This is a genomic window from uncultured Halomonas sp. (assembly GCF_947501415.1).
Classification (GTDB): Bacteria; Pseudomonadota; Gammaproteobacteria; order Pseudomonadales; family Halomonadaceae; genus Halomonas.
In genome coordinates, this window is sequence record NZ_CANMVL010000002.1 from 175,997 (window position 1) to 191,014 (window position 15,018).

At 63.8% G+C, this 15,018-nt stretch carries 14 protein-coding genes; 3 read left to right on the top strand and 11 right to left on the bottom strand.

What is annotated here, in order from left to right; all coding sequences use genetic code 11:
• Positions 1 to 106 precede the first annotated feature (106 nt).
• The 3 genes from Q0894_RS01550 to Q0894_RS01560 form a co-directional block, all read right to left on the bottom strand.
• Positions 107 to 874, bottom strand: a complete 768-nt coding sequence (locus Q0894_RS01550) for an SDR family NAD(P)-dependent oxidoreductase (RefSeq protein WP_299230874.1) — start codon at positions 872 to 874, stop codon at positions 107 to 109.
• A 14-nt stretch (positions 875 to 888) separates the two neighbouring features.
• Positions 889 to 2,553 (bottom strand): AMP-binding protein, encoded by a 1,665-nt coding sequence (locus Q0894_RS01555; protein WP_299230876.1) that lies wholly within the window; start codon positions 2,551 to 2,553, stop codon positions 889 to 891.
• 168 nt (positions 2,554 to 2,721) lie between these two features.
• Positions 2,722 to 3,297: a TetR/AcrR family transcriptional regulator gene (locus Q0894_RS01560; protein ID WP_299230878.1), complete on the bottom strand. Its 576-nt coding sequence runs from the start codon at positions 3,295 to 3,297 to the stop codon at positions 2,722 to 2,724.
• A 174-nt stretch (positions 3,298 to 3,471) separates the two neighbouring features.
• Here Q0894_RS01560 and Q0894_RS01565 point away from each other — a divergent pair, with 174 nt between their 5' ends.
• Positions 3,472 to 4,659, top strand: a complete 1,188-nt coding sequence (locus Q0894_RS01565; RefSeq protein WP_299230880.1) for an acetyl-CoA C-acyltransferase — start codon at positions 3,472 to 3,474, stop codon at positions 4,657 to 4,659.
• A gap of 291 nt (positions 4,660 to 4,950) precedes the next feature.
• A complete protein-coding gene (locus tag Q0894_RS01570) occupies positions 4,951 to 5,967 on the top strand; it encodes a potassium channel family protein (protein ID WP_299230882.1) in 1,017 nt (338 codons plus the stop codon).
• Between the two features lie 111 nt (positions 5,968 to 6,078).
• Here Q0894_RS01570 and fetB read toward each other — a convergent pair whose 3' ends face one another.
• Both fetB and Q0894_RS01580 read right to left on the bottom strand, forming a co-directional pair.
• On the bottom strand, positions 6,079 to 6,882 hold the full coding sequence (gene fetB / locus Q0894_RS01575; protein WP_299230884.1) for an iron export ABC transporter permease subunit FetB: 804 nt from the start codon (positions 6,880 to 6,882) through the stop codon (positions 6,079 to 6,081).
• A complete protein-coding gene (locus Q0894_RS01580) occupies positions 6,873 to 7,487 on the bottom strand; it encodes an ATP-binding cassette domain-containing protein (protein WP_299230886.1) in 615 nt (204 codons plus the stop codon). The genes fetB and Q0894_RS01580 overlap by 10 nt, the downstream gene beginning before the upstream one ends.
• 184 nt (positions 7,488 to 7,671) lie before the next feature.
• On the opposite strand from Q0894_RS01580, the gene arsB reads away from it, so the two are divergent.
• A complete protein-coding gene (gene arsB / locus Q0894_RS01585; protein ID WP_299230888.1) occupies positions 7,672 to 8,748 on the top strand; it encodes an ACR3 family arsenite efflux transporter in 1,077 nt (358 codons plus the stop codon).
• A 45-nt stretch (positions 8,749 to 8,793) separates the two neighbouring features.
• On the opposite strand, the gene Q0894_RS01590 is transcribed toward arsB, so the two are convergent.
• From Q0894_RS01590 to pstC, 6 genes are all read right to left on the bottom strand, one after another.
• On the bottom strand, positions 8,794 to 9,144 hold the full coding sequence (locus Q0894_RS01590) for a metalloregulator ArsR/SmtB family transcription factor (RefSeq protein ID WP_299230889.1): 351 nt from the start codon (positions 9,142 to 9,144) through the stop codon (positions 8,794 to 8,796).
• A 54-nt stretch (positions 9,145 to 9,198) separates the two neighbouring features.
• Positions 9,199 to 10,425 carry an organoarsenical effux MFS transporter ArsJ gene (arsJ, locus tag Q0894_RS01595; RefSeq protein ID WP_299230890.1) on the bottom strand — a complete coding sequence of 409 codons (1,227 nt, stop codon included), beginning with the start codon at positions 10,423 to 10,425 and terminating at the stop codon, positions 9,199 to 9,201.
• Complete coding sequence (locus Q0894_RS01600; protein WP_299230891.1) at positions 10,418 to 11,461, bottom strand: ArsJ-associated glyceraldehyde-3-phosphate dehydrogenase; 1,044 nt, start codon at positions 11,459 to 11,461, stop codon at positions 10,418 to 10,420. The genes arsJ and Q0894_RS01600 overlap by 8 nt, the downstream gene beginning before the upstream one ends.
• A gap of 150 nt (positions 11,462 to 11,611) precedes the next feature.
• Positions 11,612 to 12,454 (bottom strand): phosphate ABC transporter ATP-binding protein PstB, encoded by an 843-nt coding sequence (gene pstB, locus Q0894_RS01605; protein WP_299230892.1) that lies wholly within the window; start codon positions 12,452 to 12,454, stop codon positions 11,612 to 11,614.
• Positions 12,455 to 12,480: 26 nt separating this feature from the next.
• Entirely contained in the window at positions 12,481 to 13,647 is a 1,167-nt protein-coding gene (gene pstA / locus Q0894_RS01610; protein WP_299230893.1) for a phosphate ABC transporter permease PstA, read from the bottom strand.
• A gap of 18 nt (positions 13,648 to 13,665) precedes the next feature.
• Positions 13,666 to 14,922, bottom strand: a complete 1,257-nt coding sequence (gene pstC / locus Q0894_RS01615) for a phosphate ABC transporter permease subunit PstC (protein WP_195688463.1) — start codon at positions 14,920 to 14,922, stop codon at positions 13,666 to 13,668.
• Between the last annotated feature and the right edge of the window lie 96 nt (positions 14,923 to 15,018).

The window sequence follows — 15,018 nt, forward strand, 5'->3', positions numbered from 1 at the left end:
CCCGAAGGTTGGATAGAGTGTCCAGCCTTCGGGGTGCTATTCAACGGCACCGCGGGCATTTTCTAGAGCTGATAGCTTATGGCTTACAGCTCCAGGCGACGCCCGGTCACTGCATGCGAATCCCGCCGTCGAGGCGAATCACCTCGCCATTGAGCATGGTATTGGTGATGATCTGCTCGGCCATGCGGGCAAACTCCTCGGGCCGGCCGAGGCGCTTGGGGAAAGGCACGGCGGCCGCCAGGGCCTGGGCGGCCTCATCGGGAATTTCGCTCATCATGGGGGTCTCGAAGACCCCCGGGGCAATGGCCATGACCCTGACGCCGTGACGCGAGAGTTCGCGCGCTGCCGGCAGGCTCATGCCTACCACCCCAGCCTTGGAGGCGCTGTAGGCGCACTGCCCCACCTGACCGTCGAAGGCGGCGATGGAGGCGGTATTGATGATCACCCCACGCTCGCCATCCTCGCCCGGTGCATTCTTCGACATGGCGGCGGCGGCCAGGCGCATCACGTTGAAGGTTCCCACCAGGTTGATCTGGATCGCACGGTTATAGGCCTCCAGGTCGGCAGGGTTGCCCTCGCGGTCGACCAGCTTGCCCACACTGACGACACCGGCACAGTGCACAACTCCCGCAAGACCGCCCTCACCACCGAGTTCGACGGCGGCATCCACCGCGGCCTGGATCTCCTCTCCCGAGGTGACATCGCCACGCACCGCCCGGGCCGCTTCCCCCAGGCGCTCGGCATGGTCATGCACGGCATCGCTCAGGTCACAGAGCACCACGCGGCCACCCGCGGCCACCAGGCGTTCGGCGGTGGCCGCACCCAGCCCGGAGGCGGCCCCGGTAATCAGGAAGGTGCTGTCTTTGATCTGCATAGGAACTCCTCGAATTACTCGCTTGCGGCCTTGTCGACGGCATCGGCACGCAGCTTGAAGCGTTGGATCTTGCCACTCGGTGTCTTGGGCAGCTCATCCACAAACTCGACCACCCGCGGGAAGGCGTGGGTCGAGAGGCGCTCGCGGACCTGCTGACGGATCTCGTCGGCCAGGACATCGCTCGGTTCAAAGCCATCGCGCAGCACCACATAGGACTTGATGATCTCGCCGCGGATCTCATCAGGCTGGCCCACGGCGGCCGATTCGGCCACCGCCGGGTGCGTCATGACACTATTCTCGACATCGGTCGGCCCAACCCGATAGCCGGCGGTGGTGATGATATCGTCATCGCGGCCGGCGAACTGGAAGGTGCCATCCTCGTTGCGGACCACCACGTCACCGGTCAGGTAGTAGCCCTCGGCGAAGGGGTGCTTCTCCTGCCAGGTATAACCGGGGAAGAAGAAGGCCGGAGAGTTCTTGATATCCACCGCCAGCACCCCCGGCTCGCCCGGCGGCAGCTCGTTGTACTCGGCATCGAGGATCGCCAGGCGATAGCCGGGCATGGGTACCCCCATGCCACCGGCATGCTTGGGATGCTCGAGGGCCTGATGGTTGTTGCAGGTCATGCCGGTTTCGGTCTGACCATAGTGGTCCGTTACCGGGCACCCCAGGGAGCGCTCCACCCAGTTCACCACCTCGGTATTGAGCGGCTCGCCGGCAGAGCTGGCCGCGCGTAGCTCGAGAGTCTCATGGGCATCATCGAACAGGCCGGAAGCCTTCATCAGGCGATAGGCGGTGGGGGCAGCGGCGAAGTTGGTAAGCCGGTGACGGCGCATGAAGGCCAGGGCGCCTTCGGCCGTAAAGCCGGCCTCACAGAAATGCGTGGTCACACCCAGCAGCAGCGGTCCGGTGATGGCGTAGTAGAGGCCGTAGGCCCAGCCCGGATCGGCCATGTTCCAGAAACGGTCGCTGTCACGCAGCCCGACGGCCAGCTCCATGTAGAGCGCGAAGGCTGGCATCGCGGCGAGCGGGACGGCCACGCCCTTGGGCTTGCCCACGGTGCCGGAGGTAAACATCTGCAGGAAAGGCGCCTCGCGCTCCAGGCGCGGCGGCTGGGTCTCGACCGGTGCATTAGCCAGCGCCTGGTGCCAGTCTAGATCGTCGGCATGCTCGCTGCTGGGGCCTCCCACCGCCAGCACCGGAGGGCACTGGCTCAAGCCGTCGAACTTATAACGATTGGCATGATCGGTTATGACCAGCTTGGTATCGGCGCGCCCCAGGCGGTAGTCGACGGAGTCGGGGCCGAAGGCGGTGAAGAGTGGCTGATAGACAGCACCGATCCGCCAGGTGGCCAGTATGGCGACCAGTAGCTGAGGCGAGCGTGGCAGCATGCAGGCGATGCGGTCCCCCACGCCGAGGCCACGCTCGGCGAACCAGCCGGCGAGCCTGGCGCTTTCGGCCTCGAGCTCGGCGTAGGTCATCCGGTTGACGTTGCCCTGGGTGTCCTCATGGACCAGGGCCAGAACGTCGCCCCGCCCGGCTCGAAGGTGGCGACCACAGCAGGACTCGAAGGCGTTGAACTTGCCATCGTGATGGTCGTCCAGGCGGGCGATGACGTCATCGATGGAGAATCGCTCCAGGTAGTCACGGTAGTTGGGCAGGCTGGCTTGCGTGCTCATGGGCTGTCCTCATGGGTTGTTTTGTGATTGTTATGGTTAGCAGTTAACGTAAGCGTAAACCTAACAAGCGCTAGGTCTAACCTAGCGAGTCGGACCGCACAGAACAAGAGCAGGAGCAGAGAGAAGCGCCTAGACGATGGTCGAGGCGGCGCCGAACAGGCGCCGAATTCAACGAGTTGAGGCCGAGTGAGTGATCATGGCCACCAGCTCATCGGCCAGTTCGTCGGGGGTACGCGTGCCTTCCGGGTCATACCAGCGTACCGTCCAGTTGAGCGCCCCCATCACGAAACGGGAGACCAGGAAGCGATCACCGTGGACCAGGTCTTCTGCCAGCGCCTCGTCGATCACCTCTTCCCACAGCGCCTCGTAGGCGTCGCGCAGGTGGCTCAGATGGGCACGCGCCTCGGTGTCGAGTCGGCGCCACTCGTAGAGGGCAACCACATGGGCATTGCGATCGGTGAGCAGGGTCTCGAGGTGGGCACGCGCCATGGCATGCAAGCGTGCCGAGGCACTGCTGTCACAGCGGGCAAGCGCGTCTCGAGCGATGACCAGGGCATTCTCGGTGCCCTCTTCGATTACCGCGGCCAGGATCTCCTGCTTGTCGCGGAAATGGTGAAAGAGGCTACCGGACTTGATGCCCATCTCCTGGGCCAGCATACGCACCGTGGTACGATCGAAGCCCTCCTGGACGAACAACTGGGCGGCCAGGCGGGTCAACTCCTTGCGGCGTGGGGACGCATTCATTACATTCATCGGCATTCACACTAGCGCTTGCTTGGTTGAATGTGAGAGAACCACAGCCCCGCCAGTCGGTCAACGTGACACAGGGCAACCTACAACCATAACGACCATCACAGCCATAACGACCATTACAACGCGGCCCCATCGGGTACCGCTCTCCACATCGGGAGAACCATCATGAGCCACTCCAACGATATCGTCTTCCTCTCCGCCGCTCGCACCCCCATGGGCGGCATGCTTGGCAGCCTCTCCAGCCTCACCGCTCCCGAGCTCGGTGCCGTGGCCATCCGCGCCGCCATCGAACGCGCCGGCATCGACGCCGAGAGCATCGATGAGGGCATCATGGGGTGCGTGCTGCCGGCCGGCGTCAAGCAGGGGCCCGCGCGTCAGGCCATGCGCCAGGCGGGCATCCCCGATGCCATCGGTGCCACCACCATCAACAAGCTGTGTGGCTCGGGCATGAAGGCCACCATGCTGGCCCATGATCTGATTCGCGCGGGTAGCGCCGAGGTCGCCCTGGCCGGCGGCATGGAGTCCATGTCCAACGCCCCGCATGTGCTGCCCAAGGCCCGCGCCGGGTATCGCCTGGGGCATGGCGAACTGAAGGATCACATGTTCCTCGACGGCCTCGAGGATGCCGAGACCGGCAAGCTGATGGGCGTGTTCGCCCAGGATATCGCCACCCAGCGCGACTACAGCCGCGAGCGCCTCGACGACTTCGCCATCGCCTCGCTGGAGCGTGCCATGGAGGCGACCAACGCCGGCCACCTGGATGCCGAGATGGCACCGGTCACCGTCACCAGCCGCAAGGGCGAAAGCGTGGTCAGCCATGATGAGCAGCCCTTCCAGGCCAAGCTCGACAAGATCCGTTCACTGCGCCCCGCCTTCGCCAAGGAGGGCACCATCACGGCGGCCAACGCCAGTTCCATCTCCGATGGCGCATCGGCCTTGATCCTGGCAAGCGGTGCCGCCGCCGAGCGGCTTGCCGCCAAGCCTCTGGCACGCATGCTGGGCCACAGCACCCACTCCCAGCACCCCAGTGAGTTCACCATCGCCCCGGTGGGCGCCATCGACAAGCTGATGAAGAAGCTCGACTGGAGCGTGGACGACGTCGACCTGTTCGAGATCAACGAGGCCTTCGCCGTGGTCACCCTGCTGGCCATGGACGGACTCGATATCCCCCATGACAAGGTCAACGTCTTCGGCGGTGCCTGCGCCCAGGGCCACCCCATCGGCTCCACCGGCTCGCGTATCATCGCGACCCTGATCCACGCCCTGCGCACCAAGGGTGGCAAGCGCGGCATCGCCAGCCTTTGCATCGGCGGCGGTGAAGCCACGGCGGTGGCCGTCGAGCTGATCGATTAAGGACAAGCGGGCGACATTCATGTCGCCCGCTGGCTACCTTACCCTGACAGGGCCACTACCACACGCCCACGAACCCTTCCGGCCAGCAGGTCGTTGGCCGCCTCAATGGCGTCCTCCAGGGGTGATGGAGCGGGTGATGATATCAATCTGATGGGGGACCAACGGACACCCGACTTGAAAAGCTTCGCCAGTCACCAACGACCACGTAGCGATGACATGACAGCCTATGGGTTGCTGATTAAACTCAAAAAGTGACAGCCCAGGACTCATCTATCAGATAAGGCGAAGCTAATGACCAATATTGCGCTGCTAATTGCGGGTATTACGATCGTGCTGGTGACGCTATATGACCTGTGCAAGTCGACCCTTTCCCTGGCAGGTGCCGGTCCCATCACGAGAGGAGTTTCCGGAGGTGTATGGGGAGTAGCGAGACGGCTTGGCTATTCTCTTGACATGCCCCTGCTATTACGAGCACCAGGCCCCACCTTGGTCCTGCTACTGCTACTGAGCTGGGTTCTCTTGTTCTGGTCCGGCTGGTGGCTGATCTTCACCGGCAACCCTTATTCCGTCGTGAACAGTACCACTTACCAACCGGCCAGCCTGGCCGAGCGTGCCTACTTCGTCGGGTATACCCTGACTACGCTTGGGTATGGCGACTACACACCACTGCAGACGCCATGGAAACTGGCGTCTATCCTCTGTGCCATCAATGGATTCACATTGTTCACCCTGGCCATCACTTACTGGTTATCGATCGTTTCTTCTGTCGTCAAAAAGCGAAAATTAGCCCTCATGGTCAGCCGACTAGGAGAGACCCCAATAGAGATATTGGAGAATACTCGTGGCTCCGGAGATTTTTCCATTCTCGGCAACAAGCTGGAAAATATACTCGAAGATATTACCGAGATCGGGCAACAGCAACACGCCTACCCTATCCTTCATTACTACCATACTTCAAACGTAAAAGAAGCTCTTCCCGTCTCCCTCACCAAACTATATATTTCCCTACAGGTAGTGAACTTTGGGTGTTCCTCTCTATCTTGCATGACCCGATTTGAAGTCACTTCGGCCATCGCAACACTGGATGACTTTCTCGCCTCTTCCTCAGGAAAAGTAAGCACGAGGCGGAGTGCCAGAGTCACAACCCATGTCGACGACAAGCTGGGCTTTGTGGGCTTCGACAAATCCCATAGTGACATACTGGATCATCTTGAAACGTTGCCTCTTGTTCCCGCGCTCACTGCCTACCTAACAAAAGAGGGTTGGCAGTGGAAAGAGGTATGGCGGCGAAAGACCTGCACCAGCTGACGTCTATCAAAGACGGAATACCCAAAACTCTCGCCACGGACTACATACTGAACCCAGTGTCTTCACTATGATCGCATCGAGCCGCTCGATGACCAGCAGCCCATAGAGTGGCTATCCCCTGGGGCGAGACAGGCGATCCAGGCGCAGTCGCTGACGGTCATCGAATAACCGGCGACTTCCCGCTGCCACCGCGGCCAGGGTGCCGAAGCCGGTACCCAGCGTGATGGTGAACATCACCAGAATCTGGTACTTCACCGCCAGCGCCGGCGACGTGCCGGCCAGTATCTGACCAGTCATCATCCCCGGCAGGCTGACCACCCCGGCGGCGGCCATGGCGTTGATCATCGGCATCAGGCCGCTGCGCATCGCCTCGCGGCGAATATCGCCGACCGCCAGCTGCCAGGGCTCCCCGAGCATCAGACGGTTCTCGATCACGGCTCGCTGGCGCCAGGCAGTATCGGTGAGCCGGTCCAGTGCCAGTGCTACACCGGTCATGGTGTTGCCGAGCATCATGCCGAGCAGCGGGATGGCGTACTGGGGCCGGTACCAGGGCTCCGGACCGATGATCAGGGTCAGGGTAAGCACGGTGACCGTGAAGGAGGAGAGGAACATCGCCACGGTGCCAATACCGAAGGTCCAGCCGTTCAGCAGACGGCGCTGTTGGCGCGCCGTCACCTCGCGCCCGGCGATCAGGAGCATGGCGAGCGCCATCAACGCCACCCAGTGCAGACGTGCCGAGGCGAACAGCGCCTCCAGCACCAGGCCGACCAGTGCAAGCTGAATGATGGTACGTGTTGCGGCGATGATCAGGCTCTTGCCCATGCCCAGCCGGGCAATGGCCGTACAGCCGGCCAGCGCCACCACCAGCAGGGCCGCCAGGGCCAGCTGCCACCAGCCAAGCGCAATCACATCCATGCCGTCACCTCTATCAGCTCGCTGCCCGCGATGCGCCAGTGGCGTTGTGCCACCCGGGCGATCTGGTCAGGGTCGTGGGCGACCCAGATCACCGGCCAGCCCCGGTCCCGGATGCGCTGAATCAACCAGGTCTCAACCCGCCGGGTGGTGGCGTCGTCCAGGTTGGCGGTGGGCTCGTCGAGTAGCAGAGTTGCCGGCTCACGCCAGACCGCCCGCAGCAGCGCCAGGCGCTGCTTCTCCCCGGAGGAGAGCCGCGCCACCTGCCAGTCCAGCACTTCTGGGGTAAAGCCCAACGCCTCCAGGTCCGTGTCACTGGGCCGGAGCATATGCTCGCCCACCCGCTCCGCCCACCACTGGCTCTCTGCAGGCACCAGCATCACCCGCCCCCGCCACGCATGAGCCGGCAATGATGACTGGGCAATATCGCCAAGCCACACCTCACCGGCGTGGGGCTCAAGGTCAGCCACGGCACGCAGCAGGCGGCTCTTGCCGGAGCCGCTGGGGCCCGTGAGACAGTGGATCTCGCCAGGGGCGATGTCGAGGCTTGCCTCGATGAGGGTACCGACGCCGACACGCACCAGACTCAGTGAAGGGTATCCGACCAAGGCGACCTCCAGAGTAACAATATCGACGCCATCAAGGGCGGCTGATTACCCGCCGCATTGGGAATATATGAAATTCCATATATTATCAACGAGAGCAGAGCCAAAGCCAACGGGCTGCACTGAGTCACCGACTCCCGGTGCCCATGGCATTCAAAGAGACGCGCCGTCTGACAGGAGCCACGCCATGACCCAGCAACCACACGCCCCATCACCCAGCATCGCAGACGGCATGGGGCTATTCGAGCGCTTCCTATCCCTTTGGGTGGCGCTGGCCATCATCGTCGGGGTGCTGCTCGGCCAGCTCGTCCCGGCGGTGCCTGAGACGCTGTCACGCTTCGAAGTCGCCCAGGTATCGATCCCCGTAGCCATCCTGATCTGGGCGATGATCTTTCCGATGATGGCCCAAATCGACTTCTCGGCGGTGCTCGGTGTGCGCCGCCAGCCCAAGGGGCTGATCATCACCACCACAGTGAACTGGCTGATCAAGCCCTTCACCATGTTTGCCATCGCCTGGTTCTTTCTGATGGTGGTTTTCCGTCCTTTGATCCCGGAACCTCTGGCCAGCCAGTACCTGGCCGGGGCCATACTACTGGGGGCGGCCCCCTGCACCGCCATGGTCTTCGTGTGGAGCACCCTGACCCGGGGCGACGCCGCCTACACCCTGGTTCAGGTCGCCCTCAACGACCTGATCATGCTGTTCGCCTTCGCGCCCATCGTGGTCTTTCTGCTCGGGGTCTCCAATATCCAGGTACCCTGGGACACCGTAGCGCTGTCGGTGGTGCTCTATATCGTGATCCCGCTTACCGCGGGCGTCGTGACCCGGCGCGCCTTGATCGCCCGCCGCGGCGACGAGTGGTATGACAACGTCTTTATGAAACGTATCGGCCCGGTGACACCGATTGGCCTTATCGTGACCCTGGTGCTGCTGTTCGCCTTCCAGGGCGAGGTGATCCTCGGGGCGCCGCTGCATATCGTGCTGATCGCCATCCCGCTGATCCTTCAAACCTTCCTGATCTTCTTCATCGCCTACGGCTGGGCCAAGGCGTGGCGAGTGCCCCATAGCGTGGCTGCCCCAGGGGCGATGATCGGCGCCAGCAACTTCTTCGAGCTGGCCGTCGCCGCCGCCATCGCTCTGTTCGGCCTGCAGTCCGGCGCGGTCCTCGCCACGGTGGTCGGCGTGCTGGTGGAGGTGCCGCTAATGCTGGCCCTCGTGCGCATCGCCAACAAGACCCGGCACCACTTCCCCGAGGACGAGGCATAGGCCACTACCGTACCTGTGGGCGATGCCGAGAGACGCCAAGACTAATCAGCACAGTGCCGCTCGCCGCTCCGGGCGGTTGCCCATGCGCGCCAGGCGCTCCTGCAAGGTGGCAAGGGCGCCTGCGTGCCCTTCGGCGGCGGCCTCCAGTGCGGCCGCCGCCCACTGGGGCAGTGCCGGTGCCAGGCCGTAGTAGACCCACTGGCCCTCACGTCGGTCGTTGAGCAGTCCGCAGTGGCGCAACTGAGCGAGATGACGGGAGACCTTGGGTTGCGAGGCTTCCAGGGCATGGGTCATCTCGCAGACACACAGCTCCCCTTCGCGCAGGATCAGCAGGGTGAGCATCAGGCGCGTCTCATCACTCAGGCACTTGAACAGGCGCAGCGGGTCCAGCGTCATCGGGGGTTCCTTGTCGAGGCTCTCGACCATTCTACGCCAAGGCCCGAGCCAAGTTCAGGCTCGCGCTCCCCTGGGCAGGGCCAGGGCCATCAGGGCGCTGGCCACCACCAGGGCCGCCGAGATCCACAGGCAGGCGGCCAGGCCATAGGCTTGGTAGACCCAGCCGGAGAGCAGGGTGCCGGCGAGGCGCCCCATGGCATTGGCCATGTAGTAGAAGCCCACGTCCATGGAGACGCCATCGGCGCGCGCATAGTGGACGATCAAGTAGCTGTGCCAGCTGGAGTTCACGGCGAACAGCACGCCGAAGGCCAGCAGGCCCGCCACCAGCCAACCCACCTCGGCCAGTGGCAACAGCGCCAGCAGGGCCGGCAGTCCGGCCAGGGCGAGAGCCCAGAAGACCGTAACGCCTCGCGCCCCGCCCTTGACCAGGCCGGTCAGCCGTGGCGCCTGGGTCTGAACCCCGCCATAGCCGATGACCCATATCGCCAACAGCCCGCCCACCGTCCAGTGACTCCAGCCGTGTTGCTCGAAGAGAAACACCGGCAGGGCCACCACGAACCATACATCCCGGGAGGCAAAGAGGCAGAGCCGGGCCGCCGAGAGCACATTGACGGCCCTTGAGGAGGAGAACACCTCGCGGAACTTCGGCTTGCGAGTCTGACGGCCCAGATCGGCGGTAAGCCGCCAGAGTGACAACATCAGTACCCCGCAGAGCATCAACGCCATCACCAGCACCGCGGCTCGAAAACCGATCAGCGTCAGCAGTGCACCGCCCAGAAAGAAGCCGGCACCCTTCAGCGCATTCTTGGAGCCGGTAAGGATCGCCACCCAGCGGTAGAGGGCACTGCCGGCGCTGACGCTCTCCCCGGGCACCAGCACCTTGACCGCGCTCTTGGCGCTCATCTTGTTGAGATCCTTGGCGACTCCTGAGAGCGCCTGGGCCGTCATCACCCAGGGCACGCTTAGCGCCGTGGCAGGCACCATCAGCATGGTCAGGGCCAGGATCTGCAGGCCGAGCCCCAGGTTCATGATGCGATTGAGTCCCAGGCGCGCGCCCAGCCAGCCCCCCACCAGATTGGTGACCACCCCGAAGGCCTCGTAGAAGAGAAACAGCAGCGCCACTTCCAGCGGCGAGTAGCCCAGCTGGTGAAAATGAAGCACCACCAGCATGCGCAGCGCGCCGTCGGTGAGGGTGAAGGCCCAGTAGTTACCGGTGATCAACAGGTACTGACGCACCGCGAAGGGCAGTACCTTGACGCGAGAGGCGAGGGAATCAGCCACGTCCCACCCGCTGGGTGCCTACCCTGAGGACCAGCTCTGCGGTGCGGTTGGCGTAGCCCCACTCGTTGTCGTACCAGGCGTAGAGCTTGAGCTGGGTGCCGTTGATGACCATGGTCGAGAGCGCATCGATGATCGAGCTGCGGGGGTCGGTGCGGTAGTCGATGGAGACCAGCGGGCGCCTTTCAAAGCCCAGAATGCCGGCGAGCTCGCCCTCGGCGGCGGCCTCCAGCGCCGCATTGACCTCCTCCACCGTCACCTCACGAGCGAGCTCAAACACCATGTCGGTGAGCGAGGCATTGGCCAGCGGCACACGCACCGCATGGCCGTTCAGCTTGCCCTCGAGTTCGGGGAAGATGGCGGTGATCGCCTTGGCCGAACCGGTGGTGGTGGGAATCAGGCTCATGCCGCAGGCTCGCGAGCGGCGCAGGTCCGGGCTGCTCGGCGAGCTAGGGGTATCGAGGATGACCTGGGTATTAGTGATATCGTGCACCGTGGTCATCGAGCCGTGACGAATACCGAAGGTCTCGTGGACCACCTTGATCACCGGTGCCAGACAGTTGGTGGTGCAGCTCGCCGCGGTAACGATGCGATGCACACCGGGGTCGTACTGATGATCATTGACGCCCACCACCACATTGAGCACACCCTCCGCCTTGACCGGTGCGCTGACCACCACCCGCTCGACGCCCTGGTCGAGATAGGCCTGCAGGGCCTCCTTCGTCCTGAGCTTGCCGGAGCACTCGATGACCACCCGACAGCTCGACCAGTCGCTCTCTTCAGGCGCCTTGCTGGCACCGAAGGTAATCCGTCGGCCGTCGATCACCAGCGCCTCGGATTCCGCCTGAATCCCCTGCCCCGGCGACCACTGACCATGGACCGAGTCGAACTCCAGCAGATGAGCGAAGGTCGCGGCGTCACCGCCCGGGTCGTTGAGGTGGACAAGCTCCACCTCACCGGCCTCCACACGGGGCCAGAGACTGCGCAGCACCAGGCGACCGATGCGCCCGAAGCCGTTGATGCCGATTCGTAGGGTCATGATGCTCTCTCGCCGGAGGAAACTGATATCTGAAATTCCATATATAAACCGCCGCGATGTCAATCGCATGACACGCACTGACGACGACGGGAAGGCCAAAGCCTCCCCGTGATGCTGCTCAATCTCCGATATCCAGCCTCTGACGTCCCCTCAGCCATAGCGGCCGGTGATGTAGTCCTCGGCCTTCTTGGTGGCAGGGTTGGCAAACATCGTCCTGGTATCGTTGTACTCGATGATCTCGCCGAGGTGGAAGAAGGCCGTGTAGTCCGCCACGCGTGCCGCCTGCTGCATGTTGTGGGTCACCGTGATGATGGTGAACTGCTCCTTGAGGCGGTCCATCAGGTCCTCGATGGTGGCGGTGGAGATCGGGTCAAGCGCCGAGGTGGGCTCATCCATCAGGATCACGTCGGGCTGCACGGCGATGGCTCGAGCGATGCACAAGCGCTGCTGCTGGCCGCCGGAGAGCGAGGTGCCGGGCTGATGCAACTTGTCCTTGACCTCCTCCCACAGGCCGGCATCGCGCAGTGCCTTCTCCACCAGTTCGTCCTGCTCCGGCTTGCGGCTGACCAGGTCGTGCATGCGCGGGGCATAGGCGATGTTCTCATAGATCGACTTGGGGAAGGGATTGGGCTTCTGGAATACCATGCCCACCCGGCGGCGTAGCGCCACCTCGTCCATCTTCACCTGGTTGACGTCACGCCCATCCATCTCCACCAGACCCTCGATGCGCACACCGGGTATCAGGTCGTTCATGCGGTTGAGACAGCGCAGGAAAGTCGACTTGCCACAGCCGGAGGGGCCGATCAACGCGGTGATGTTCTTCTGGAACAGGTCGATATCGAGGCCCTTGAGCGCCTGACTCTCACCGTACCAGAGGTTGAGGTCACGCACGCGGATGCTGAGGTCATGGCAGGCGTCCTCGTTGCGGGTATGGGGCTGCCCCACCCGGGGTGTGGAACCGGCAAGGTGACGGGGATTGGCTTGGAAAGTCATATCGGTGGTCTCCATGGCGCGCCGGTTTACCAGCGACGCTCGAATTTCTTGCGCAGGATGACGGCGGTGGCATTCAGGAAGATCAGGATGGCCAGCAGTACCAGGATGCCCCCGGCGGTCTTCTCGACGAAGGCCTTCTCGGGCTCCCCTGCCCAGGTGAACACCTGTGCAGGCAGCACCGTGGCGGCCTCTGTAAAGGAGGCCGAGACATCGGGGATAAAGGCCACCATGCCGACGATGATCAACGGTGCGGTCTCTCCCATGGCCTGGGCCAGACCGATGATGGAGCCGGTCATGATGCCGGGCATGGCCAGCGGCAGCACATGGTCGCGGACCACCTGCCATCGCGAGCAGCCCACGCCGAAGGCCGCGTGACGGATGGCGTCCGGCACGCTGCGCAGCGCCGTGCGGGTGGCGATGATGATCACCGGCAGGGTCATCAGCGCCAGGGTCATGCCGCCCACCAGCGGCGAGGAGCGCGGCACTCCGAAGAAGTTGATGAAGATCGCCAGCCCCAGCAGCCCGAACAGGATCGAGGGGATTGCCGCCAGGTTATTGATATTGATCTCGATCAACTGGGTGAATCGGTTGTCGGGCGCGAACTCCTCGAGATAGACCGCCGTCATCACCCCGATCGGAAAGGCGATGGCCAGGGTCACCAGCATGGTCATGATGGTGCCGACCGCGGCGGAAAGGATGCCCGAGGCCTCCGGCATCTTGGAGTCGCCGGTGGTGAAGAAGGTGGTATTGAAGCGCAGCTCGACCCGTCCCTCGGCCTCCAGCTCGTCAACCAGGGCCCGCTGGGCGTCGTTGAGCTTGTGACGGTGCCCCTTGAGGTACTGGTCGACCTCGCTGTCGGCCAGCACCCAGCGCGTCTCCTTGCTGCCCAGCAGCTCGGGGTTCTCGCGCATCTGCACGGGTATCATGCGCTCGAAGGTGCGGCTCACCAGGCGTGACAGGTCACGGTCGAGGGCGGCCCGCCCCATGCGGGCGGCATCCTCGTTGTAGTCGATCTCCACCTGGATCTGCGCCTGCTGAAAGGCCGGCAGCCCCTTGCTCAGCATGTCGGAGAAGAACCACAGGAGGAACAGGCCGGCCAGCCCCAGGGCGCCCATGGAGACCCACTTGAGCCGCGCCGAGCGTCGATGGCGGCGGCGCAGCTGGGCGCTGATCTCGTCGAAGGTTTGACTCATCTCGGCGATTCCTCGGCGTTACAGGTTATTGACGCGATACTTCTCGCGGAAGCGACGGATCATCAGCACCGAGACCAGATTCAGGCTCAGGGTGACGGCGAACAGCACCAGTCCCAGGGCGAAAGCCGAGAGGGTCTCGGCGCTCTCGAACTCCAGGTCACCAGTCAGCGCGGCGACGATGCGTACCGTCACCGTGGTCATGTCCTCGAAGGGGTTGGCGGTAAGGTTGGGGCGCATGCCCGCCGCCATCACCACGATCATGGTCTCGCCCAGCGCCCGGGAGACCGCCAGCAGCGAGGCGGAGATGATCCCAGGCAGCGCCGCGGGGAGGACCACGTCGCGAATGGTCTCGCCCTTGGTCATGCCCAGCGCCAGTGCCCCCTGGCGCATGCTGTCGGGCACCGAATTGATCACGTCGTCGGAGAGCGATGAGATAAAGGGAATGATCATGATGCCCATCACGATCCCCGGCGCCACGGCGTTGTTGAAGGCGGCGTCCAGGCCGAAGGCATTGGCGATGGAGACGATGATCGGCGCCACGGTGATGGCAGCGAAGAAGCCGTAGACCACGGTGGGGATGCCGGCCAACACCTCCAGGGTCGGCTTGGCCAGGGTCCTCACCCCCCTGGGGGCGAACTCGGCCATGTAGATCGCCGCCAGCAGGCCAACGGGAATGGCGACCAGCATGGCGATGGCGGTAATCATGAAGGTGCCGGCGAATAGCGGCAGCGAGCCGAACTGGGCGGCGCTGGCGCCCTCCTCGGCACGCCCGGCGGCGGCCAGGAAACTCGCCCCGGGATTCCAGACCGTGCCGGTGATGAACTCCCAGAAGCTGTGCATCTGGAAGAAACGCAGGGCCTCGAAGACGATGGAGATCAGGATGCCGAAGGTGGTCAGGATGGAGATCAGCGCCGCGGTGAGCAGCGCACCACGAATCACCCGTTCGATCGCCTTGCGGGCATGGAAGTCGGGCCTTACCTGACGCATCCCCAACCCCAGCCCGATGGCGGCCACCGCCAGGCTGCCGGCCAGCAGGCCGAGTTCGGGAATCTCGACCTCCAGCAACAGCAACAGGAAGGCCCCCACCGCGCTTACCGCGATGGCCGGACCGGCGGTGGCGAGCACCGCAAACCAGGCATACTGGTCAGGCTGTGCATGCATGGTCGTGCCACCGGCGCGCACCCGCGCGGCCTTGGCACGCCCCAGGAAGAAGGCGATCAGACCCAGCAGCAGCAACACGCCGCCGAACAGGGAAAGAAGTTGATCGGTCTGCATAGGGATCTCTCGATGGCTTTCATCGACAGTCGGGCTGTCGGAAGGTGCAGCGGCCGGCAACCAGGGCTGCCGGCCGGGTCAGGCATCCTTGCCCGA